At 66.9% G+C, this 20,762-nt stretch carries 20 protein-coding genes; 9 read left to right on the plus strand and 11 right to left on the minus strand.

All coding sequences use genetic code 11. From position 1 onward, the window contains the following. Positions 1–106 precede the first annotated feature (106 nt). Both JQ639_RS14310 and JQ639_RS14315 read right to left on the minus strand, forming a co-directional pair. Positions 107–748: an ANTAR domain-containing response regulator gene (locus tag JQ639_RS14310; RefSeq protein ID WP_211967078.1), complete on the minus strand. Its 642-nt coding sequence runs from the start codon at positions 746–748 to the stop codon at positions 107–109. Beyond that, a complete protein-coding gene (locus JQ639_RS14315; RefSeq protein ID WP_211967077.1) occupies positions 745–1,902 on the minus strand; it encodes a transporter substrate-binding domain-containing protein in 1,158 nt (385 codons plus the stop codon). Before JQ639_RS14315 ends, JQ639_RS14310 begins: the two co-directional genes overlap by 4 nt. Before the next feature lie 45 nt (positions 1,903–1,947). Between JQ639_RS14315 and JQ639_RS14320 the strand changes: the two genes are divergently transcribed. Further along, the gene (locus tag JQ639_RS14320; protein ID WP_211967076.1) at positions 1,948–2,154 is read left to right on the plus strand and encodes a hypothetical protein; all 207 of its coding nucleotides are present in this window, start codon (positions 1,948–1,950) and stop codon (positions 2,152–2,154) included. 115 nt (positions 2,155–2,269) lie between these two features. Here the strand turns inward: JQ639_RS14320 and glk are convergent, their stop codons facing one another. Then, positions 2,270–3,238, minus strand: coding sequence for a glucokinase (gene glk / locus JQ639_RS14325; protein ID WP_211967075.1), 969 nt, complete (start codon positions 3,236–3,238; stop codon positions 2,270–2,272). Positions 3,239–3,514: 276 nt separating this feature from the next. Here glk and JQ639_RS14330 point away from each other — a divergent pair, with 276 nt between their 5' ends. Then, on the plus strand, positions 3,515–4,327 hold the full coding sequence (locus tag JQ639_RS14330) for an RMD1 family protein (RefSeq protein WP_211967074.1): 813 nt from the start codon (positions 3,515–3,517) through the stop codon (positions 4,325–4,327). 172 nt (positions 4,328–4,499) lie between these two features. Here the strand turns inward: JQ639_RS14330 and JQ639_RS14335 are convergent, their stop codons facing one another. From JQ639_RS14335 to pcaH, 3 genes are all read right to left on the minus strand, one after another. Next, positions 4,500–5,639 (minus strand): tetratricopeptide repeat protein, encoded by a 1,140-nt coding sequence (locus JQ639_RS14335; protein WP_211967073.1) that lies wholly within the window; start codon positions 5,637–5,639, stop codon positions 4,500–4,502. A 234-nt stretch (positions 5,640–5,873) separates the two neighbouring features. Next, positions 5,874–6,500, minus strand: coding sequence for a protocatechuate 3,4-dioxygenase subunit alpha (pcaG, locus tag JQ639_RS14340; protein ID WP_211967072.1), 627 nt, complete (start codon positions 6,498–6,500; stop codon positions 5,874–5,876). A 2-nt stretch (positions 6,501–6,502) separates the two neighbouring features. Continuing rightward, positions 6,503–7,288 (minus strand): protocatechuate 3,4-dioxygenase subunit beta, encoded by a 786-nt coding sequence (pcaH, locus tag JQ639_RS14345; protein ID WP_211967071.1) that lies wholly within the window; start codon positions 7,286–7,288, stop codon positions 6,503–6,505. Between the two features lie 110 nt (positions 7,289–7,398). Between pcaH and JQ639_RS14350 the strand changes: the two genes are divergently transcribed. Beyond that, complete coding sequence (locus JQ639_RS14350; RefSeq protein ID WP_211967070.1) at positions 7,399–8,400, plus strand: LysR family transcriptional regulator; 1,002 nt, start codon at positions 7,399–7,401, stop codon at positions 8,398–8,400. A gap of 29 nt (positions 8,401–8,429) precedes the next feature. Here JQ639_RS14350 and JQ639_RS14355 read toward each other — a convergent pair whose 3' ends face one another. Next, positions 8,430–8,936 carry a MarR family winged helix-turn-helix transcriptional regulator gene (locus JQ639_RS14355; protein WP_211967069.1) on the minus strand — a complete coding sequence of 169 codons (507 nt, stop codon included), beginning with the start codon at positions 8,934–8,936 and terminating at the stop codon, positions 8,430–8,432. A 119-nt stretch (positions 8,937–9,055) separates the two neighbouring features. Between JQ639_RS14355 and JQ639_RS14360 the strand changes: the two genes are divergently transcribed. Continuing rightward, complete coding sequence (locus tag JQ639_RS14360; protein ID WP_211967068.1) at positions 9,056–9,598, plus strand: VOC family protein; 543 nt, start codon at positions 9,056–9,058, stop codon at positions 9,596–9,598. Between the two features lie 251 nt (positions 9,599–9,849). Next, positions 9,850–10,704 carry a 3,4-dihydroxyphenylacetate 2,3-dioxygenase gene (hpaD, locus tag JQ639_RS14365; protein ID WP_211967067.1) on the plus strand — a complete coding sequence of 285 codons (855 nt, stop codon included), beginning with the start codon at positions 9,850–9,852 and terminating at the stop codon, positions 10,702–10,704. 27 nt (positions 10,705–10,731) lie between these two features. Here hpaD and dctA read toward each other — a convergent pair whose 3' ends face one another. After that, positions 10,732–12,111 carry a C4-dicarboxylate transporter DctA gene (gene dctA / locus JQ639_RS14370; protein ID WP_211967066.1) on the minus strand — a complete coding sequence of 460 codons (1,380 nt, stop codon included), beginning with the start codon at positions 12,109–12,111 and terminating at the stop codon, positions 10,732–10,734. Between the two features lie 243 nt (positions 12,112–12,354). On the opposite strand from dctA, the gene JQ639_RS14375 reads away from it, so the two are divergent. After that, positions 12,355–13,269, plus strand: a complete 915-nt coding sequence (locus tag JQ639_RS14375) for an alpha/beta fold hydrolase (RefSeq protein WP_211967065.1) — start codon at positions 12,355–12,357, stop codon at positions 13,267–13,269. A 12-nt stretch (positions 13,270–13,281) separates the two neighbouring features. Here the strand turns inward: JQ639_RS14375 and JQ639_RS14380 are convergent, their stop codons facing one another. Further along, positions 13,282–15,681 (minus strand): putative bifunctional diguanylate cyclase/phosphodiesterase, encoded by a 2,400-nt coding sequence (locus tag JQ639_RS14380; RefSeq protein ID WP_211967064.1) that lies wholly within the window; start codon positions 15,679–15,681, stop codon positions 13,282–13,284. Positions 15,682–16,107: 426 nt separating this feature from the next. Between JQ639_RS14380 and JQ639_RS14385 the strand changes: the two genes are divergently transcribed. Continuing rightward, positions 16,108–16,461, plus strand: a complete 354-nt coding sequence (locus tag JQ639_RS14385) for a hypothetical protein (RefSeq protein ID WP_211967063.1) — start codon at positions 16,108–16,110, stop codon at positions 16,459–16,461. Further along, positions 16,458–17,927 carry a methyl-accepting chemotaxis protein gene (locus JQ639_RS14390; protein ID WP_211967062.1) on the plus strand — a complete coding sequence of 490 codons (1,470 nt, stop codon included), beginning with the start codon at positions 16,458–16,460 and terminating at the stop codon, positions 17,925–17,927. Before JQ639_RS14385 ends, JQ639_RS14390 begins: the two co-directional genes overlap by 4 nt. A gap of 36 nt (positions 17,928–17,963) precedes the next feature. Here the strand turns inward: JQ639_RS14390 and JQ639_RS14395 are convergent, their stop codons facing one another. Beyond that, positions 17,964–18,734, minus strand: coding sequence for an ABC transporter permease (locus tag JQ639_RS14395; RefSeq protein ID WP_211967061.1), 771 nt, complete (start codon positions 18,732–18,734; stop codon positions 17,964–17,966). A gap of 2 nt (positions 18,735–18,736) precedes the next feature. Beyond that, complete coding sequence (locus JQ639_RS14400; RefSeq protein ID WP_211967060.1) at positions 18,737–19,513, minus strand: ABC transporter ATP-binding protein; 777 nt, start codon at positions 19,511–19,513, stop codon at positions 18,737–18,739. A 188-nt stretch (positions 19,514–19,701) separates the two neighbouring features. Here JQ639_RS14400 and JQ639_RS14405 point away from each other — a divergent pair, with 188 nt between their 5' ends. Next, positions 19,702–20,718: an ABC transporter substrate-binding protein gene (locus JQ639_RS14405; RefSeq protein WP_211967059.1), complete on the plus strand. Its 1,017-nt coding sequence runs from the start codon at positions 19,702–19,704 to the stop codon at positions 20,716–20,718. Positions 20,719–20,762: the final 44 nt, after the last annotated feature.

Consider the following 20,762-nt stretch of genomic DNA (forward strand, 5'->3'; position numbering starts at 1 on the left):
AAAAACAAAAAGCCCTCCCGATGCGCGCTGACGCGAGCATTGGGAGGGCTTTGTTGCCGGTTGTCATGTTGGCGGCTGTGTCGCCGCCGGTCCCCGCTATTGGGGATCAGTGTTGCGGATCGTAGCCAAGCAATTCGAAGGAGTCAACGATGGCTGCAGCAACTGCACTCGCGGACACGCGACGATCCATCGCTTGTCTGCGAATGAAGCTGTAGGCTTCGGTTTCCGGCATCTGCCGCGTCGCCATCAGGATGGCCTTAGCTCGCTCGACGGTGCGCATCGAACGCAGATTCTCGTCGAGCTTTTCGATCTTGCTGCGCAGCCGCTTCTCGTAGCCGAACTGGCTGCGCGCCAGCACGAGGCTCGAGAGCACCGCATTCGACGTGAACGGGCGCGACAGCACCGCGTTGGGCGTCGCATGGGACAACGCTTCTGCCTGAATCGCCTCGGTCTGCGGCACGATGACGACCAGCGCCGAGCGCGCATCACCGGGAATCCACGGCAGGCGGCGCGCGAGATCCGGACAGTAGTCGCAGTAGACGACATCGGCGTCGCCCGGCACGCTTTCGGGCATCGGCCACACCTGGCGGACGCGCATGCGGAACCGCTGCAGCTCGCGCAGCAGCAGGCTGGTCTGATCGTCGACCGGCGCGACGACGACCACGCTGAGATCGGCGAGCTCCTGCACCATCGATTTGCGGCCGGCCATCTCGCGATTGCCGGCCGGCTTGCGCATGGTTTCGGTCATTGGGCGTGTCCTGACTGCGCCGTGGCCCGTCCGTAGCCGATCAGGAAGGGATCGGCGTGAACTGCTTCCTTTGATTGATTGATGACGTCGAACTGGCCGCTGCGGTTGGCGCGGCCGATCCGGGTCCACAGGTCGGTGTGGCCGGACATCGGGTTCACGGTCACCGCACCTTGCGGTGCATCATAACTGCTGCCGAACACCATGGCGCGCAGCACCTCGGTGTCCAGCGAATTGGCCTGTTCCAGCGCCCGGGCGAACAGCTGCACCTGGAAGTAGGAGGCCTCGGCGCACATGTTGGTGGACGCGTCGTCGCCATAACGCTTCTTGAATTGCCGTACGAAGGCGTTGTTGGCGTTGCCTTCGATCCCCTGGAAGTAGGACGCCGCGGTGATGTGGCCCTCGCCGACATCGAAGCCCATGGCGGCGATCTCGGCTTCGGTCGTGGTCAGGCTGGCGATCGGTACCTGCTTGGGATCGAGGCCGACATTGGCATAGGCCTGGTAGAGATGGACGGTGCCCTCCCCCACCACGGTGGAGAAGATGACGTCGGGACGAATGCGGCGAATGTCCTGGATGATCGGAAGGAAATCCTGCCAGCGGGCATGGACGCTGACATAGCGCTCGCCGACCACCGAGCCGCCATTGGCCTTGAGCAGCTCGCGCATCACGCGGTTGGATTCGCGGGGATAGATGTAATCGGAGCCGACGAAGTAGAAGCGGCTGCCGAAATTGTCCATCAGGTGGCGGCACAGCGCCAGGCTGTTCTGATTGGGCGAGGCGCCGGTATAGATGACGTTGGGCGAGGCCTCGAAACCTTCATAGAGTGTCGGGTACCACAGCAGGCCGTTGAGCCGCTCCACCACCGGCAGCACCGCCTTGCGGCTCGACGAGGTGTAGCAGCCGAATATGGTGGAGACCTCGTCCTCGATCATCAGCCGCTTGGCGTAATGACCATAGGCGAGCGAATCGGAGCCGGGATCATAGGCGACGGGAACGAGCTCGCGGCCGCACACCCCGCCCGCGGCATTGATCTCGTCGATCGCCAGCAGCGTGCCCCGGTACTGGGTCTCCTCGATCACCGACATGAAGCCTGTTCGCGAAAACAGCACGCCGATCCGCCAGGGGGCGGATGTTTCCTGAGAGAGGTTGGCCATGGACAGACCCTCGATCTCAAAGAGTGACGGGAACGAAAATGACTCTTGAACGCGCGTTTCCGTAAAAAGATTGCATGCGATCCGGATGGAAACAAGCACAGCTTTTCATCGTTGCGTCATCAAGTGGCACAACGTGCGCTTGCCGGCGTGATCAAATCATGGGCCGCGGTTGCACGAAATGTTGCACGGGATACATTCGCCCGTGACCGTCGGTTGCTTTTTGCAGGCCTTTGCTCCGGCGCGGCGATGTGACGGCCGCGCCGTCCACGTGCGATTGCGCTCTGACATAATAATATGTGCGCGCTGGAACAATCCTGAACCATCCGGGCTGCTTTAAACGCCGCCACGCCGGATCGGACACGGACCGTCAGGCCGTGCGGCGGTCCTCATAATTGGCAAGCCCCAGCAGCGCCGGCGACTCGTCCATGATCACGACAGTCGGGATACGTTCGAGATAGGATTGAAAGCGCCCCTTGTCTTCGAAGCGCGCGCGAAACGGCGATGCGGCGAAGACATCGACAAAGCGCTGGACAATCCCGCCGGCGAGATAGATGCCACCGGTGGCCCCGATGGTCACCGCAAGATTGCCCGCCACCGTGCCGAGCATCGCGCAGAACATCCGCAGCGTCGCAACGCAGGTCGGATCGGTGCCGCGAATGGCCTGGTCGGTGATCTCCGCCGGCGACAACGGCTGCGCCGGCTGGCCCGCGACCGTGCACAGCGCTTCGTAGAGATTGACGAGGCCGGGCCCCGACAGCACGCGCTCGGCGGAGACATGCGACCAACGCCGCCGCAGCGCCACGATCACGGCATCTTCCTCCGCCGTCACTCCCGGCAGCGTCACATGCCCGCCTTCGCCCGCCACCAAGGCCCAGCCGCCCCGGTCCGGCACCAGCGAGCTGACGCCGAGACCGGTCCCCGGACCGATCGCGCCGATCGGGCCATGCGCGCCGGCGATCGCCGGGCCGATCGGGCGGCAGCTCGCCGCCGGCAGGTAGGGGATCGCGGCGGCGACCGCAGCGAAATCGTTGATGACCCGCAGCGACAACAGCCCGAGCGCCGTTTTCAGCGCCGCGATCGAGAACGACCAGCTCTGGTTGGTGAGATGGATTTCGTCGCCGAGAATCGGAGCGGCAATGGCGAGCACGCCGGTCGCGGGCTGCATATCGGCCGGCAGCCGCGACAGATAATCGGCCAGCGCATCCTGCAGCGTCGGATAATCCCGCACCGCGACATGGGACAGCGCGCGATAGGCGCCCCGCTCGGCAATCGCGAAGCGCGCATTGGTGCCGCCGATGTCGGCGATGACGCGCCGGCCGTTCGGTGCCGCGCTCATCGCACCGCCTCTCGCGGGCAGATCCGGATCGGACGAAGGCGGCAGGACACGAACGGCGTCATCGGCATGATCGGGCAGTTGGAGCGGCGACAAGGGCGGGACGGCGCGGTCGGCGGGGCGCCCCACCACCGCAGTGACAACATGATGTGTCATCAAGGCGACGGCGAGGCGTCAAGTCCTTGACAACGCATTGTTTGGTAAAGGGTTCCTTCCGCGGCCAGGCCTTGCCTATTTCCCCGGACGGCCTAGCCTTGCCCGGCAGATGACGGAGTATCCATGACCGCCGCCCCCTCCTCCCCGATCGGACGACGCCTCAGCGTGCGCGCGCTGCTGGTCGGCGATCGCCTCAACGCCAGCGGCTTCGAAGCCCGCGACATGATCTCGACCACCCCGGTGGCGTTCCGGGTGCAGAACGACGGCATGGCCGTGCTGTTCCGCTATGGCGTGGTGGTGCTGATCGGGCTGACGCCGGACGAGCAGGCCGGGTTCCTCTCCGCACTCAAGCCGCGCATCATCAGCGAATTCGTGCGCTACGAGGAAGAGGCAACCGAGGTCGAACTCGGCGACGATCCCGGCGACGTCGTGCCTCCCGGCGGCCCGATCCGGATCGCCTCGCTGTCCAACGACCGCCTGCTGCTGGTCGCCGACGCCCTCGCCAAGAGCACGGTGCTCGCCCATGACGAGCGCCGTGTCGCCGCCGTGTTCGATGTCATCGAGCCGTTCGCGCGCGAACTCGCCGAGCGCGGCCGCACCCCGCACGACCGCACCGCGATGCTCAAGCTGATCGGCAACGCGCTGCTGGTGCAGCAGCGCGTGTCCGGCCGCGTTGCCGTGACCGAGAAGCCCGATGCGCTGTGGGACAAGCCGGAGCTCGAGCGGCTCTATACCCGCCTCGAAGATGAGTACGAGCTGCAGGAGCGCGTCGAGGCACTCGACCGCAAGCTCACGGTGATCGCCGAGACCGCCCAGGCGCTGACCGACATGATCGACACCCGCCGCACGCTGCGGCTGGAGTGGGCGATCGTCGGCCTTATCAGCTTCGAGATCGTGCTGACGCTGTACCAGCTGTTCGTCGGCCGCGGCCACTAGAGCCGCGTTCTCGTTTGATGGGAACGCAAACGCGCTCGAAATTCCTGCCCTGAAGCATTTTCTTCACGCGAACCGGTGCCCACTTCGCTCGAAAACGCTCTGGATGCACCGACGCCCGGCTGCGCCGGCGCGCGAACCGAGCGCCGGCGATCACGCCTTCCATCGACCCGCGCTACGGCGCGCGGCCGGCGGGCTTCTGACCGAGCCGCACCGCCTCGTTGTGGTCGGTGGCGGCGCGCTCGGTGTCGCCCTTGGCGCGGTAGGCGATGGCGCGATTCTCATAGGCGACGGCATAGGACGGATCGAGTGCGATGGCGTGGCTGCAGTCGGCGATGGCGCGGTCGTCGTCACCCTTGGCATGATAGGCCGCGCCGCGGCCATTGTAGGCGAGCGCATATTTCGGATCGAGCGTGATCGCCTGATCGTAGTCGACGATGGCCCGGTCGTTGCTGCCCTTGGCCTGGTAGGCGTTGCCACGACCGTTGTAGGCACTGACGTATTTCGGATCGAGCGCGATCGCCTGGTCATAGTCGGCGATGGCGTGATCGTTGTCGCCCTTGGCCTTGTAGGCATTGCCGCGGTTGTTGTAGGCGAACGCGAATTTCGGATCGATCGCGATCGCCTGGCTATAGTCGGCGATGGCGTGATCGTTGTCGCCCCGCGCCTTGTAGATGTTGCCGCGGCTGTTGTAGGCGTTGATGAACCTCGGATCGAGCGCGATCGCCTGGCTATAGTCGGCGAGAGCGTGGTCGTTGTCGCCCTTGGCGAGGTAGGTGTTGCCGCGGTTGTCGTAGGCGAGGACGAACTTCGGGTTGAGCGCGATCGCCTGATCGTAATCGGCGATGGCGCGATCGTTGTCGCCCTTGGCTTTATAGGCGTTGCCGCGGTTGTTGTAGGCATTGGCGTACTTCGCATCGAGTGCGATCGCCTGTTCGTAGTCGGCGATGGCGCGGTCATATTCGCCGACCGCCTGGCGCACGTTGCCCCGGTTGTTGTAGGCCAGCGCGAATTTCGGATCGAGCTCGATCGCGTGATCATAGTCGGCGATGGCGTTGCCGCTGTCGCCCTTGTTCTGATAGGCGAGAGCACGGTCGTAGTACGCGGCCACCGCCGCCGATCCGACGAAACGTCCGGACTGGATCGCCTTGGTGCAGGCCGCCACCTGCTCGTCCCAGGGAATGTCCGGGTTGCCCGTGCAGCGCCAGTCCTTCAGGGTTTCCGCCGCAACGGGGAAAGCCGAGGCGGCCGACAGCAACGCCGCTGCCGCCGCCCCGGTCAGATGCGCACGCGCGCACCGCACAATTCGAGCCATGAACCGCTATCGACCTCGCGCAAGCCGGGATCTGGCAGCACGCCGGCGCACGGAAACGCCGCCGGCCACCCTGCCCGTTTTCCACAACGACTCTCACGGTAGAGTCAGCCGATCAAAAGTTCCACCGCCATTTTGTTTACATTCATATCTATGGCGCTGCGCGCCACAGGGCACAAAAGTGGCGCCGTCGATCGGACGGCGCCGCTCTTGGTAATGCTCGCAAACGCAAAAGGCTCAGATGTCGAAGAACACCGTCTCGTTGTCGCCTTGCAGGGTGACGTCGAAGGTGTAGACCACCTGGCCGTCACGGATGCTGCGCTTCGCAATCAAGGTCTGCCGCCGCGCCGGATTGTCGACGAGGTTGAGCACGGGGTCGGCGGCATTGGCCGCGGTCTCGTCGGAGAAGTACAGCCGCGTGCACAGACCGATGTTGATGCCGCGCGCCACGATCCAGACATTGATATGGGGCGCCTGGGGCGCGCCGCCGCCCCCCTTCACCGCACCGGGCTTGATGGTGTCGAAGGTGTAGAGGCCGGTCTCGAAATGCGAGCCCGCGCGGCCCCAGCCGCGAAAACTCGACGCCAGCGGATTGGCCTGGCCATCCGCCGGATGGTTGTAGCGGCCACTCGCGTCGGCCTGCCAGATCTCCAGCAGCACGTCGCGCAGCGGCGCCCCCGCGCCGTCGATGACACGGCCCTCGATGCGGATGCGCTCGCCCGGCGTCTCCGGGCCCGCCAACACGCTGGTGAAATTCTTCTCGAAGATGTCGAACCCGGCCATGTCGGGGATCAGGCCGATATGGACATACGGCCCGGCGGTCTGCGACGCGGTTTCCTTCAGATAAGGCAACGCCTGCACCATGATCAGTTTCCTTCCGGGCGGTTTTCGAAGAACGTCGAGCGCTGGCCGCGCAGCACGATATCGAAGCGATAGGTCAGGAGGTCGAGCGGCGCACTGGCGTGCAGATCGAGCGGCGCCACCAGACGATCGAGCGCGTCCTTGTCCGGCACGGCCTGGAGGATCGGGCAGGTGCGGATCAGCGGATCGCCCTCGAAATACATCTGGGTGATCAGGCGCTGGGCGAACCCCGAGCCGAAGATCGAAAAGTGGATGTGGGCCGGCCGCCAGCTGTTGATGTAGTTGCGCCACGGATAGGGGCCGGGTTTGATGGTGCGGAAATAGTAGTAGCCGCTGTCGTCGGTCAGCGCGCGGCCGCAGCCGCCGAAATTGGGATCGACCGGCGCGAGATACGTGTCCTTCTTGTGGCGGTAGCGGCCGCCGGCGTTGGCCTGCCAGAATTCCACCAGCGTGTGCGGCACGCCGCGGCCGGTCTCGTCGAGGACGCGGCCATGCACCACGATGCGCTCGCCGATGGGATCGCCGGTCTTGGCGTAGTTGCGGATCAGGTCGTTGTCGAGCGGGCCGAGGTCGTTCTGGCCGAACACCGGGCCGGTGCGCTCGGACAGGCCGGCATCGAACGACAACAGCGCATAGCGCGGCGAACGCAGCACCGACGACTTGTAGCCCGGCGCATAGGCCGGCGGGTGGATCGAGCGGTCGCGCTCGAAAAAGCCGCCCTGGCCGAGACGGGGCAGCGGCTGGTTACTGTCGCGATCCTGCGGATCGAAGCGAAAATTCTGGATGGTCATGCCTGCGTCATCCTCCCTGCAATGGCCGCAGCCGCGCGGGGCGCTGCGGATTTGCCGGGATCATCGACCGCCCTATTCTCAAAATATAGAGATGGATTATCATATATTGCATGAGCAAAATCGATCATTTGGCGCTCGACGGCCATGCCCTGAAGCTGTTCCTGGCCGTGCTGGAGGAAGGTTCGGTCACAGCCGCCGCCACCCGGCTCGGCCTGACCCAGTCGGCCGTCAGCCACAGCCTGCAGAAGCTGCGCCGCATCGTCGGCGATCCGCTGTTCGCCAAGTCCGGCCGCGGCATCGTCGCCACCGCCCATGCCCACGCGCTGGCGGCGCGCGCCCGCACCCTGCTCGACGACATGCGCCAGTTCGCCGGCGCGGCGACTTTCCGCCCGGCCGGCGCCCGGCTGACGCTGACCATCGCCGCCAACGACTTCCAGCGCGACCTGCTGCTGCCCGGCTTCTTCCAGCGGGTCGAGGCCGCGGTCGCGAGCTTCAGCCTGCGGGTGATCCCGTCGCAATCGCCGTCGGCGGCGATGCTACGCGAGGGACGCTGCGACCTCCTGATCACGCCGTTGCCGCCATCGGGCATCGACATCGTCCAGAAGCGCCTGCTGCAGGATCACTATGTCTGCTTCTACGACAGCAAGGTACGCGCGGCCCCGGCGACGCGGGCCGCCTATCTTGCGGCGCGGCACATCACCGTGGTCTACACCGACAATGAGCGGCTCGATTTCGACCGCCGCCTCGCCGCCGGCGGCATCCGCCGCGACATCGCGATTTCGGTGCCGAACTTCAGCGGCGTACCGGCATTCCTGCACGGCTCCGACATGCTCGCCAGCATGCCGAGCCTGCTGGCCAGCCAGCTGATGCGCGACTTCGCTGGGGTCGATATTCCGCTGACGGCGAAGCCCGCGCGCAAGACGGCAACCACGAAGGCTTCGACCAGCAAGGTTTCGGCCCTCAAGACCCGCCCCCTCGCGGAATTGCCGATGTACATGGTCTGGCACCAGCGCTTTCACAAGGATCCGGCGCACAGCTGGCTGCGCGAACAGCTGGAGGCGAGCGTGACCGGCGCACGCGATGGCGACACATCGCGCACGAAGCCGCGTTGAAACGCCGCCGCGCTGAAACGCCGCCGCGCTCAGGCCTCGGTGCGCGCCGCCACCGCCGCCAGATCCGCGGACGCCGCGGCAAGCTTGTCGATGACCTTGTCCAGCACCGCCGCTTCCCGCGGCGTCAACGCCGCGAGCAGCGCCTCTTCCCGCGCCAGCGCCAGCGGCACCACGCGGTTGTAGAGCGTGCGGCCGGCGGCGGTGAGCCGCGCGATGCGCTCGCGGCCGTCGTCGGGATCGCGAAACCGGCGCACGATGCCCCGCCCTTCCAGCCGCTGCATCGCCCGGCTGACCTGCATCTTGTCGAGCGTCGTCTGCCGCAACACCTCGCGGGTGGCGATCTCCTCGCGGGTGCCGAGCACCGCCAGCAGCCGCCACTCCGGCCGCGTCAGCGCAAAGCGTTCGGCATAGACCTCGGCCACCGCCAGCGACACCAGCTCGGCAACCCGCGCCAGCCGATAGGGAAAGTAGCCCTGCAGATCGAGCGTCGGCGCCGCGCCGCCCGCCTCATCCAGTCGTTGCCGGCCACGCGCCATGCTGTGCTCCCAAATCATCGCCGTCACCGGAGCCTGCCGCCGCCACGAACGGTTTGATCCAGATCAAGGAAGGCAAATAGTAACACTTGTTACGAATTGGCGACACCACGGAGCATCCCATGCAGATCGAGAAAATCCATCACGTCGCCTATCGCTGCGTCGACGCCAAGGCGACCGCCGACTTCTACAAAACAGTCCTGAACATGGACCTGCTCGGCGCCATCGCCGAGGACAAGGTGCCTTCGACCAAGGCCCCCGATCCCTACATGCACATCTTTCTCGACGCCGGGAACGGCAACATCCTGGCGTTCTTCGAACTGCCGAAGTCGCCGCCGATGGGCCGCGATCCGAACACGCCGGACTGGACCCAGCACATCGCGTTTCAGGTCGCCGACCTCGCCGCGCTCGACGAGGCCAAGGCACGCGCCGAGGCCGCCGGCCTCGCCGTCGTCGGCATCACCGACCACACCATCTTCAAGTCGATCTATTTCCGCGACCCCAGCGGCCACCGCATCGAGGTCGCCGCCTGGACAGCGACCGCCGACCAGCTCGGCCGCATGAAGTCGGTCGCGCGCGACATGGTCGAGGAATGGTCGCGCACCAGGACGCCGCCGCGCCACACCGCCTGGCTGCACGAGAAAGAATTCGCGGGTGCGGACTAACACAAGCCCAGGCGCGACGCCTCCTTCCATCACGCCGAGCGGCTCACTCCGTCATCCTGAGGTGCGAGCGCCAGCGAGCCTCGAAGGATGAACGGCCACCGAGCAGCAGGCTCCCGGGCCGTCGCCCTTCGAGGATCCGGCAAGACGGGACCACCTCAGGGTGACGGATCGACGCCATCATGCGTCGCCGCTCTCGGCCAGCAAAACTGGCCGGTCACAGACCTCAACCAATGAAAACAGGAGAAACACCCATGGGACAGATCGCCCTCGCCGCCAAGGTTTCGCACGTGCCCTCGCTGCTGCTGTCGGAGCAGGGCGACAGTCCGCTGAAGGAGGCCCGCAGGGAGGCCGTCGGCTCGCTGCGCGAGATCGGCCGGCGCGCCCGCGAGCGCGGCGTCACGACCTTCGTGGTGTTCGATACCCACTGGCTGTCGAACTTCGGCTACCACATCAACGCCAACGCCCACCATCGCGGCACCTACACCAGCCACGAGGCGCCGCACATGATCAGGGATTTGCGCTACGACCTGCCGGGCAACCCGGCGCTGGCCGACGCCATCGCCGCCAGCGCCCGGCGCAACGACCTCAACGTGCTCGCCCATCAGGTGCCGACGCTCGGGCTGGAATACGGCACCATCGTGCCGATGCATTACATGAACGACGGCTGGGCGAAGGTCGTATCGGTGGCATCGCCGCTGTTCACCTCGGTCGAGGAGAGCCGCCGCCTCGGCGAAGCGGTGCGCCGCGCCGTCGAACAGTCGGACGAGCGCGTCGCTGTCCTCGCCAGCGGCTCGCTGTCTCACCGCCTGTGGCCGAACCGCAACCTCGGCCCGGAGGCATGGACCAGCATCGCCAGCGAATTCAACCGTCAGGTCGACCTGCATGTACTGGAGCTGTGGCGCCAGCGCCGCTACCGCGAGTTCGTCGCCATGCTTCCGGACTATGCCGTGAAGTGCAATGGCGAAGGCGGCATGGCCGATACCATCATGCTGTTCGCGGCGCTCGGCTGGGACACCTTCGATGGCCATGCCGAACAGATGTGCGACTATTTCGCCGCGAGCGGCAGCGGCCAGGTCAACGTCGAATTCCATCTCGACGCAGCCTGAGTCCAGCTGTCTCTGGGGCGCGGCCGGTCAGCCGGCGCGCCCTGCGAGCTGCGTCGCGGCGGGCGCGGCGACAGGAGGCGGCAGCGCGCTGTCGGCCGCGGCCGGCAGATCGTCGACCTCGCGGCCGGCGAGTACCGCGGCCATGCGCTCGCGGTCGATGGCGTTTTCCCAGCGCGCCACCGTCATGCAGGCCACCGCGTTGCCGATCATGTTGGTGATGGCGCGCGCCTCGGACATGAAGCGGTCGATACCGAGCAGCAGCGCGAGGCCTGCGACCGGCAGGGTGTGGGTCGACGACAGCGTCGCCGCCAGAGTGACGAAGCCGGCGCCAGTGACCGCCGCCGCGCCCTTCGAGGTCAGCAGCAACACCGCCAGCAGCGCCAGCTGTTGCTCCAGCGGCAGCGGAATGTTCATCGCCTGGGCGATGAACAGCGCCGCCATGGTCAGGTAGATCGCGATTCCGTCGAGATTGAACGAATAGCCGGTCGGCACCACGAGACCGACCACGGACTTGGAGACGCCGAGGTTTTCGAGCTTGGTCATCAGGCTCGGCAACGCGCTCTCGGATGTCGAGGTACCCAGCACCAGCACGATTTCACGGCGGATGTACACCAGCAGCCGCCACAGGCTGAAGCCGCTGAGACGCGCGATGGCACCGAGCACGCCGAAAATGAACAGTGCGCAGGTGGCATAGAAGCACAGCATCAGCAGGCCGAGCTGCTGCAGCGAGCCGATGCCGTACTTGCCGATGGTGAAGGCCATGGCGCCGAACGCGCCGAGCGGCGCGAAATACATGATGACTTCGATCACCCCGAACAGCGCCTCGGCAACCTCGTCGAGCATGCGCACGATCGCGCCGTCGCTGCGCCCGGTGCGCACCAGCACAAGGCCGAACACCACCGACACCAGCAGCACCTGCAGCACGTCGCCGCTGGTCAGGGCGCTGACGAAGGTCTCCGGCACCATCTTCATGATGAAGTCGACGAAATGCAGCTTCTCGCCGCTGCCGACATAACTCGACACCAGCGAGGCATTGAGCGACTGCGGATCGACATTGAGCCCATCGCCGGGGCGGACGATGTTGCCGACCACGAGGCCGACGATCAGCGCCAGCGTCGATACCACCTCGAAGTAGATCAGCGCCTTGAGCCCGATGCGGCCGACGTCGCGCATGCTGCTCATCTTGGCGATGCCGGTGACCACGGTGACGAACACGATCGGCGCGATCATCATGCGGATCAGCTTGATGAAGACGTCGCCGAGCGGCTTCATCACCACGCCGATGTCCGGGAAGAAGCGCCCGACCAGCACGCCGACGACGATCGCGAGCAGAACCTGGCCATAGAGGCGTTTGTGGAACGGCTTGCGGGGATGGCGGGGTGCGGTGTCGAGGGTCGCAGTCGTCATGAAGGTCCTCCCGGAACGGCGCCTGTCTGCGCAGGCGCGCGAGCGCACCGTAGAGAGGGCAGCCGCGAGCGGCCAATGCGTGTTTTCGATGGTTTGATGCCGGAAACGGATGAGGCGCGGCCGCCGCGCTGATATATAGAGTCGATCATGACTGGCGCGGCCGCGCGGCCGGAGCGCTTCCCTGTATGGCGGAACGCGACGGCCGTCGCAGGCGTGCACTGACGGTTTGCCCGGACCATGCCGATGCCCATGCCCATCACCGAACGCGGCCCCTCGCCTTTCCTCGACGGCTTTCGCCTGATCGATGTCGCGGTGGCGCCGGGCCTGACCATCCGCGCCGCGGTCGGCGGCGACGGCCCGCCGCTGCTGCTGCTCCACGGCCATCCCCAGACCCATGTGACCTGGCGCAAGATCGCGCCGCAACTGGCACGCCGTTACACGGTGATCGCCGCCGACCTGCGCGGCTATGGCGACAGCAGCAAGCCGGATGGCGGGCCGGATCACATCAACTACAGCAAGCGCGAGATGGCGCGCGACCAGGTGGCGGTGATGAAGGCGCTCGGCCATGACCGCTTCGCCGTCGTCGGCCATGACCGCGGCGCGCGGGTCGCCCATCGCATGGCGCTCGACCACCCGCAGGCCGTGACCCGGCTCGCGCTATTCGACATCGCACCGACCCGGACGATGTACGAGCGCACCGACAAGGCGTTCGCGACACGCTATTTCTGGTGGTTCTTCCTGATCCAGCCGGCGCCGCTGCCGGAGCGCATGATCGGCGCCGATCCCGAGTTCTTCCTGCGCCACCACATCGCCGGCCAGCTCAAGACCGAGGGCGCGACCGAGCCGGCAGCGTTCGACGAATATCTGCGCTGCTACCGCGATCCGGCGACGCGGCACGCGATCTGCGAGGACTATCGCGCCGCCGCGACCATCGATCTCGTCCATGATGCCGACGATGCCGATCGCCGGGTGACCGCGCCGCTGCTGGCGATCTGGGGCGCCAAGGGCACCGTCGGCCAGCTCTACGACGTGCTGGCGACATGGCGCGAGAAGGCGACCGACGTCAGCGGCCGCGCCTTCGCCTGCGGACACTCGCCGCAGGAGGAAATGCCGATGGAGACGCTGGCCGAGCTCGATGCCTTCCTGTCCCGCCGGTAGGCGGGGCCGCCATCACGCGGTGGCGCGCGCGGAACGGTTCGACAACATCCATTCGACCTCGGACCCTGGCCGCGGCGGGCTGAACAGATAGCCCTGCACTTCGGTACACCCTTCCGCGCGCAGAAGGTTGAGTTGGGTGCGGGTCTCGACCCCTTCCGCCGTGGTGGTGATGCCGAGGCTGCGGCCGAGCCCGGTGACCGCGCGCACGATCGCCATGGCGTCGGCGCGCTCGTCGAGATCCTGCACGAACGAGCGGTCGATCTTGATCTTGTCGAACGGAAATCGGCGCAGATAGCTGAGGCAGGAATAGCCGGTGCCGAAATCGTCGATCGAGATGCGCACGCCGAGATCGCGCAGTTGCCGCAGCGTGGCGAACGTGGCATCGCTGTCCTGCAGCAGCAGCGTTTCGGTGATCTCGAGCTCGAGACGCTCCGCCGGAAGGTTCGCCGCCTCCAGCGCCGCGATCACCGAGCCGACGAGATCGGCGTTCTTGAACTGCACCGGCGACAGGTTCACGGCGACGCAGACTTTCTGCGACCAGCCCGCCGCATCCTGGCAGGCCTTGTGCAGCACGAGGTCGCCGATGGCGCGAATCAGGCCGGTTTCCTCGGCCACCGGAATGAATTGCCCCGGTGCGATCAGGCCGCGGATCGGGTGATTCCAGCGCACCAGAGCCTCGAAGCCGACGATCTGGCCAGTCTCGAAACCGACGATGGGCTGGTAGTAGACCTCGAATTCCCCGCGGCTCAGCGCGGTTTTCAGCTCGAGCTCCAGCATCCGCCGCGCCTGGGCGCGCGCGTCCATGCCCGGCTCGAAGAACAGGAACGTGCCGCGGCCGTCTTCCTTGGCGCGGTACAGCGCAAGGTCGGCGTTGCGCAGCAACTGCTCGGGATCCTCGCCGTCGGACGGCGCCAGCGTGATGCCGATGCTGACGCCGATGTTGAGCTGGTGCCCGCCGATCTCGAACGGCGCGGATATCGCCTCGACGACGTCCCGGGCGAGGATTGCGGCTTCCGTCGGCTGGGGTCCCGCCCCGACCTGGACGATGGCGAATTCGTCGCCGCCGAGCCGCGCCACCTGCGCCGAGCCGCGGGCGCAACCCGACAGGCGGCCGCCGACCTGCTTCAGCAGTTCGTCGCCGACATGATGGCCGAGCGTGTCGTTGATCTCCTTGAAGCGGTCGAGGTCGAGGCACAGGATCGCGACCTCGCAGCCCTCGCGCAGCCCGCCGACCGCACGCTCCAGCGCCTCGCGAAAGCTGTTGCGGTTGGCAAGGCCGGTCAGCGCGTCGTGATGCGCCATGAACGCCAGCTGGGCCTGCGCCTTGCGGGCCTCGGTGATGTCTTCGAGCGTGGCGACCCAGCCGCCGCCCTCCATCGGCTGCTCGACGATGCGAACGACGCGGCCGTTGTTATGCTCCGTGATCTTGACGCTGGAGATCCCGGCGCGCATGTCGGTCATGATGCGGGCGAAGAATTCCTCGGGATCGCCGGCGAAATCCCCCGCCGCCTTGCGCATCCGGAACAGGTCCAGCAGCAGCCGCCCCTTCAGCGGCACGCCGGGGACATTGGTCAGGCGGGCATAGCGCTCGTTGTACACCGTCACCCGTCCGTCGGCGTCGAGCATGCACAGCCCCTGCGACATGTTCTGCAGCGCGGCGTGCAGCAGCATCTCCTGGTGGCGGAGCTTGGCCTTGGCGCGGCCGTCGCTGATCAGCGCGACGAGGCAGAGCGAAGCCATCACCGCGGTGGCGATGGCGATCGACAGCGAGGTGCCGGACAGCGGCGACGCCACCCCGGCGAGCACCGGATCGGCGACGAAGACCATGGTGTGCATCGCCGTGACCTGGTGGGCGGCGATGGCCGCGGCGAGGAACGCGGTCGCGGCAATCGAGCGGAAGATATCGCGGCCACGAGCCGCGAAGGCCAGCGCGACGCAGCCGAGCCCGCTCGCGAGCATCAGCGCCAGCACGCCCAGCGATGCCGGCGACGACATGTGGCCGGGCAGCTCCAGCGCCGACAGCGCGGTGTAATGCATCACCGTGATGCCGCCGCCGAGCACGAGGCCGCCGATCACGACATTGACCTGCGCTTCGCTGCGCAGCACGAGGCCCAGTGCAATGCCGAGCGCCGCGATCACCAGCATCAGCGACATCGCCGCGAATGCGGGATCAGTGGCGGAGAGCACACCGGAGAGATAGACCGGCATCGCCGTGGCATGGGCGATCCAGAAGCCGCAGCCGCCGGCCATCGCCGCGGCGCCGAGCCAGATGGTCTGCGCCGTCGCCGACGACGCCTGCGCACGGCGAAAGAGCGCGATGATCGCCGCGCTCGCCAGGAGGCCGACGACGACCGCGAGCCCGAGCTGGGCCCCAGGGTGATCTGGCGCGACGGACGCGAACACTCGGAACATGGGACCCATCGGATCGGGCAGGCCGAAACGCCCGGCACGGCAATGCCGGGTTCTGGCGCGATTAGGTCATCGCAGCGCTTAAGAATTTACTTAAAATACAGCCCCGCCGCGGACCGCGCCCCGCCGGCCCGACACGCCTTGGCGGCGCGCGCCGCATCATCATAACGCGGCCGAAGTCGGCATCTTATCTGTCACGATCCCAAGCGCTTGCCGCAGGTGCGATACAAGCCCCGCGCCGGTGCGCCGATGGCCGTTCGCGGGCGAAGAGCTGCGCCGGACACGGCGCGCCGGATCAAGCTTTCGTTCGCTCCCAGCGGATTGCGCGAACGGCCGGAGCACGCGGCAGGACATCGGGAGCGACCGGAGATCGCCACAACTGCCGCGAATTTACGCAGGGTTAGCTTTATCCCGGTATCAGGTTGCCACATGAAGCAGGCCCAGCACATTCCGGCCGCGCAGGCCCCCGCGTGGCTTGGCGCGGCCGCGCTTCTCGGCGCAAGCCTGATCGCCATGGCGACGCTAACGCTGCGCGCTGCGCCCGGCATGGATGTGGTCGCGGTGGCATTTCCGCCGTGGTGGAGCCCGCAGCAGACATTCGCCGCCGCGGCAGACGCGAAGGCGAGCATCGTGCGAACCACCGCCTTGTCATCGCTCATCGTGGTCCGCCCGGACGGCCGCGACGGGCTGCGGCGGCTGCAGGCCGCCGGCGCCTGGCTCACCCTCAACCCGCAGGCGATCTCCGCCTGCCTTCGCACAACCCCGACGGACAGACCCGCATGACCACCGACCACGACGATCTCGAGACGTTGCGAGAGACCGCCAGCAAGGCGCTGATCGCCCTGCTGTGGCTGCACCTGCCGCTGTCTGTCACGATCGGAATGGTGCGGGGAGACGGCTGGATGCTGCCCGCGCTGTTCGTCGCCGCCTGCGCCGCGGTGCCCACGCTGTCATGGCGCGCCGCCGGCAGCGCGCTGTCGACCCGGCTAACGGTCGCGGTGGCCTTGATGGCCGATGTCTCCATGCTCACCTATCAACTTACGGGGCATCCCTGGCAGCTCGACCTGCACATGTACTTCTTCGCCACGCTGGCCTGCCTCGTGGCCTATTGCGATCCGCGGCCGATCATCGCCGGCACGATCGCGGTGGCGCTGCATCACCTGCTGCTCAACTTCCTGCTGCCAGCGGCGATCTATCCCGGCGGCAGCGATTTCGGACGCGTGGTGCTGCATGCCGTCGTGCTGCTGATGGAAGCCGGCGTGCTGACCTGGCTCGCGACAACGCTGGCGCAGCTGTTCCGGACGGCGGCGCGGCGCGCCGATGAAGCGAGGGCGGCGCAGACCGCGGAAGCCCACGCCCGCACCGAACGTGCCGACGCCGAGCAGCGCGCCACCCACGCCCGCGAGACATCGCGGCAGGCGCTGGCGGCCGAGTTCGAGCGCAAGGTCGGCGGCATTGTCGCCGCCGTCGCAGCCGCGGCCTCTCAAATGCAGGCCATGTCAGCCGCCATCAACAGCAACAACGAGGATGCCGCCCGCCAGGCCGCGGCAGCCGCGGCCGCCGCCGCGCAGGCCTCACAGGGGGTCGACACGGTGGCGGGAGCCGCCGAACAGCTTGCAGCCTCGATCGGCGAGATCGGCCAGCAGGTCGCCCGCTCCGCCGGCATGACCGAGCAGGCGGCGAACGAAGCCCGCCGCACCAACCGCGTGGTCGATAGCCTTGCCGAGGGCACGCGCAAGATCGGTGAGGTGGTGGTGCTGATCCAGAACATCGCCAATCAGACCAACCTGCTGGCGCTCAATGCCACCATCGAGGCCGCGCGTGCCGGCGAGCAGGGCAAGGGCTTCGCGGTGGTCGCGAGCGAGGTCAAGGCGCTGGCCAACCAGACCGCCAGGGCCACCGAAGAGGTCGCGCTGCAGATTCAGGGCATCCAGAGCGCGACCGGAGAAGCGGTCGGTGCGATCCAGGCGATCGTCGCCACGGTTGCCGGAATCAACGATATCTCGCGCACCATCACACTGGCCGTCGAACAGCAGGACAGCGCGACGCGCGACATCGCCGCCAACGTCCAGCAGGCCGCGGTCGGCACCAGCGACGTCAATGCCAATGTCGACAGCCTCAACCGCGCCTCGGGCGAGGCGAGCCTCGTCGCCGCGCAGTTGTTGCAGGCATCCAATGGACTGTCGGCGCATTCCGAACAGTTGCAGGGCGAAGTCGAACGCTTCCTGTCGTCGCTGCAGGCGGCCTGACCGGCGCCGCGGCGTACGCCCCGTCCCCTCGCCGCCTCAGTGCCCCGCGGCGCGGGGCGGCAGCCAGCGGGCGAGCAGCACCTCGGCGATCTCGACCACCGCATAGACGCCGAGGCCGAGGAACGACAGCGCAAACAGCGCGGCGAACGCCAGCGGCGTGTTGAGCTGCGAGGTGGCGCTGAGCAGCAGGAAGCCGAGACCGCGGCTCGATCCCATGAACTCGCCGATGACCGCGCCGATCACCGCGAGCGTGATCGCGACCTTGGCGCCGGTGAGCACGAACGGCAGCGCCGCGGGAAACTGCACCTTGTAGAAGATCTGCCAGGGCGAGGCCTTGAGGCTACGCGCCAGCTGGACGAGATCGCGCGGCGTCGCGCGCAGGCCCGCGGCGGTATCGATGATGATCGGGAAGAACGCCACCAGCCAGACGATCGCCAGCTTGGATTCGAGGCCGGTGCCGAGCCACACCAGCACGATCGGCGCCAGCGCCACCTTCGGCACCGACTGCAGCGCCACCAGCAGCGGATAGAACATCAGGTTGAGCGGGCGGGAGTTGGCGATCGCCACCGCCATCGGCACGCCGACGGCGAATGCCAGCACGAAGCCGAGCACGGTCTCGGTCAGCGTCACCCAGCCCTCGCGCAGCAGCAGACCGAAGCTGTCGACGAATGCGATGGCGACGCTGTCCGGCGACGGCAGCACCGCTTCGGGAATCTTGAACAGCGAGCAGGCGACGGCCCACAGCACGCAGATGAGCACAACGCCGGCGAACGGATAGCCGATCTGGGAGAGAGTGGCGCGGCTCATGATCAGTGCTCCTTCGCGGGCGCGGCCAGCAGGCCAAGCGCTTCGCTGGCGCGGCGCTCGGCCGCGGTGAATTCAGGCGTGAAGCGGCTTGCCTGGCTGCGCGGCCCCGGGAGACGAATCTCGAACTCGGTGCTGACCCGCGCCGGCCGGCGCGTGAACACCACGACCTTGTCGGACAGGTAGATCGCCTCGGCGATCGAGTGGGTGACGAACAGCACCGAAGCGCCGGTCTCGGCCTTCACCTTGAGCAACAGGTCGTTCATGTCGAGACGGGTGAATTCGTCGAGCGCGCCAAACGGCTCGTCCATCAGCAGCAGCTTGGGCTTGTGGATCAGCGCGCGGCACAGTGACACACGCTGCTGCATGCCGCCCGACAGTTCGTGCGGCCGCGACTGCGCGAACGCCTTGAGGCCCGTCAATTCCAGCAAATGCTCGGCGCGCGCCTTGGCCGCGGCGTCGCGGCGGCCGAGGATTTCCATCGGAAACAGCACGTTCTCGATCACCGAGCGCCACGGCATCAGGCTCGGCTGCTGGAACACGAAACCATAGTCGGAATAGGGACCCTCGACCTCGCGGCCGCCGACCTTCACCGAGCCCGCGGTCTTCGGCACAAGGCCGGCGACGATGGTGAGCAGCGTTGTCTTGCCGCAGCCGCTCGGCCCGAGCAGCGCCACGAACGTCCCTTCCTCGAAGGTCAGATTGGCCTCGTCGAGTGCGACGACTTCCTTCGGCCCGCTGCCGAACACCTTGCGGACACTGGATATCTCGACGAAGGCCATCCCGTTCCTTTCCTGCGACGCCGCAGTCAGCCGCCCGGCCCGGCGAGCGGGCGAAGACCTGGCGACGAGCCGCTCGATCAGCTTGTATGTCTACTGAAATATCTTATGATGTCTCTGTGGTCAACGGCAACCGGCCGCCGGAAGCACGGGCCCGCACCACCTGCTGAAATCGTTCGGAGGACCTTGAAATGCTGAAGAAATGGGCCGGCGTCGCCGCCACGCTGTCGTGCCTCGCCGCCACGTCGTTCACCGGCCCGGCGGCCGCCGAAACCAACGTCAAGTTCATGCTCGACTTCATCAGCCTCGGCCGCCACACGCCGTGGTACGTCGCGCTGGAGAAGGGCTACTTCAAGGAAGAAGGCCTCAACGTCGAGATCATGCCGTCGAAGGGCACCGCGGACGCGATCCGTGGCGTCGTCACCGGCATCTCGCAGATGGGCCTGATCGACGTGCCGAGCCTCGTCGCCGCCGGCAAGGCGGGCAGCGACGTCAAGATCGTCGCCGGCGCCTATGTCGAGGCGCCCTACTGCGTCTATACGCTCAACCCCGGCGCCAACGTCACCAAGCCGACCCAGCTCGAAGGCCTGAAATTTGGTTCCAGCTCGGCGTCGTTCATCCCGCAGATCTGGCGCGCCTTCATGCACATGAATGGTCTCGACGGCAGCAAGCTCGAGATCGTCAATGTCGATGCCGCCGCGCGCATTCCGATGCTGGCCGCCGGGCAGGTCGAAGGCGTCGACCAGTTCTTGATGGCAGCGCCGGCCATTCGCCGCGCCGCGCCGGGCAAGCAGCCGGTGTGCCTGTTCGCCGCCGACTACGGCCTCGACCTCTACTCCAACTCGATCGGCGTGAAGAAGAGTTTCCTCGACGAGAATCCGGAAGCGGTGCGTGGCTTCGTACGCGCGGCGCTGCGCGGCTGGCAGTACACCCTCGCCCATCGCGACGAGGCCGCCGCGATCATGGTCAAGAGCGTGCCCGCCCTCGACCGCGGCATCGTACGCGAGGAGATCGACCTGCTGGAACGCATCGCCGTCAACACCGACGTCAAGGTGAACGGCTTCGGGCATATCCTCCCTGAGAAGATGGCCAAGACCTTCGACTTCATCAACGCCAACGTCCAGGTCAACGGCGGCAAGCTGGAGGCGAACCAGACCTACGTGCCCGGCTTCATGCCGAAGACGCCGATCCTGCCCGAGCAGAAGTAAGCAGCGCAGCATCGCGACAAATGAAAATCCCTGGAGCGGCGCTC

The sequence above is a fragment of the Bradyrhizobium sp. U87765 SZCCT0048 genome (genome assembly GCF_018131225.1).
Lineage (GTDB): Bacteria > Pseudomonadota > Alphaproteobacteria > Rhizobiales > Xanthobacteraceae > Bradyrhizobium_A.

Coding starts and splice junctions, on each gene's coding strand:
- JQ639_RS14310 (WP_211967078.1), bottom strand. CDS start 748: ATGACCGAAACCATGCGCAAGCCGGCCGGCAATCGCGAGATGGCCGGC.
- JQ639_RS14350 (WP_211967070.1), top strand. CDS start 7,399: ATGAGCAAAATCGATCATTTGGCGCTCGACGGCCATGCCCTGAAGCTG.
- pcaH (WP_211967071.1), bottom strand. CDS start 7,288: ATGACCATCCAGAATTTTCGCTTCGATCCGCAGGATCGCGACAGTAAC.
- JQ639_RS14375 (WP_211967065.1), top strand. CDS start 12,355: ATGCCCATGCCCATCACCGAACGCGGCCCCTCGCCTTTCCTCGACGGC.
- JQ639_RS14395 (WP_211967061.1), bottom strand. CDS start 18,734: ATGAGCCGCGCCACTCTCTCCCAGATCGGCTATCCGTTCGCCGGCGTT.
- JQ639_RS14315 (WP_211967077.1), bottom strand. CDS start 1,902: ATGGCCAACCTCTCTCAGGAAACATCCGCCCCCTGGCGGATCGGCGTG.
- JQ639_RS14400 (WP_211967060.1), bottom strand. CDS start 19,513: ATGGCCTTCGTCGAGATATCCAGTGTCCGCAAGGTGTTCGGCAGCGGG.
- JQ639_RS14380 (WP_211967064.1), bottom strand. CDS start 15,681: ATGTTCCGAGTGTTCGCGTCCGTCGCGCCAGATCACCCTGGGGCCCAG.
- JQ639_RS14355 (WP_211967069.1), bottom strand. CDS start 8,936: ATGGCGCGTGGCCGGCAACGACTGGATGAGGCGGGCGGCGCGGCGCCG.
- JQ639_RS14390 (WP_211967062.1), top strand. CDS start 16,458: ATGACCACCGACCACGACGATCTCGAGACGTTGCGAGAGACCGCCAGC.
- JQ639_RS14330 (WP_211967074.1), top strand. CDS start 3,515: ATGACCGCCGCCCCCTCCTCCCCGATCGGACGACGCCTCAGCGTGCGC.
- JQ639_RS14360 (WP_211967068.1), top strand. CDS start 9,056: ATGCAGATCGAGAAAATCCATCACGTCGCCTATCGCTGCGTCGACGCC.
- JQ639_RS14405 (WP_211967059.1), top strand. CDS start 19,702: ATGCTGAAGAAATGGGCCGGCGTCGCCGCCACGCTGTCGTGCCTCGCC.
- glk (WP_211967075.1), bottom strand. CDS start 3,238: ATGAGCGCGGCACCGAACGGCCGGCGCGTCATCGCCGACATCGGCGGC.
- JQ639_RS14385 (WP_211967063.1), top strand. CDS start 16,108: ATGAAGCAGGCCCAGCACATTCCGGCCGCGCAGGCCCCCGCGTGGCTT.
- hpaD (WP_211967067.1), top strand. CDS start 9,850: ATGGGACAGATCGCCCTCGCCGCCAAGGTTTCGCACGTGCCCTCGCTG.
- JQ639_RS14335 (WP_211967073.1), bottom strand. CDS start 5,639: ATGGCTCGAATTGTGCGGTGCGCGCGTGCGCATCTGACCGGGGCGGCG.
- dctA (WP_211967066.1), bottom strand. CDS start 12,111: ATGACGACTGCGACCCTCGACACCGCACCCCGCCATCCCCGCAAGCCG.
- pcaG (WP_211967072.1), bottom strand. CDS start 6,500: ATGGTGCAGGCGTTGCCTTATCTGAAGGAAACCGCGTCGCAGACCGCC.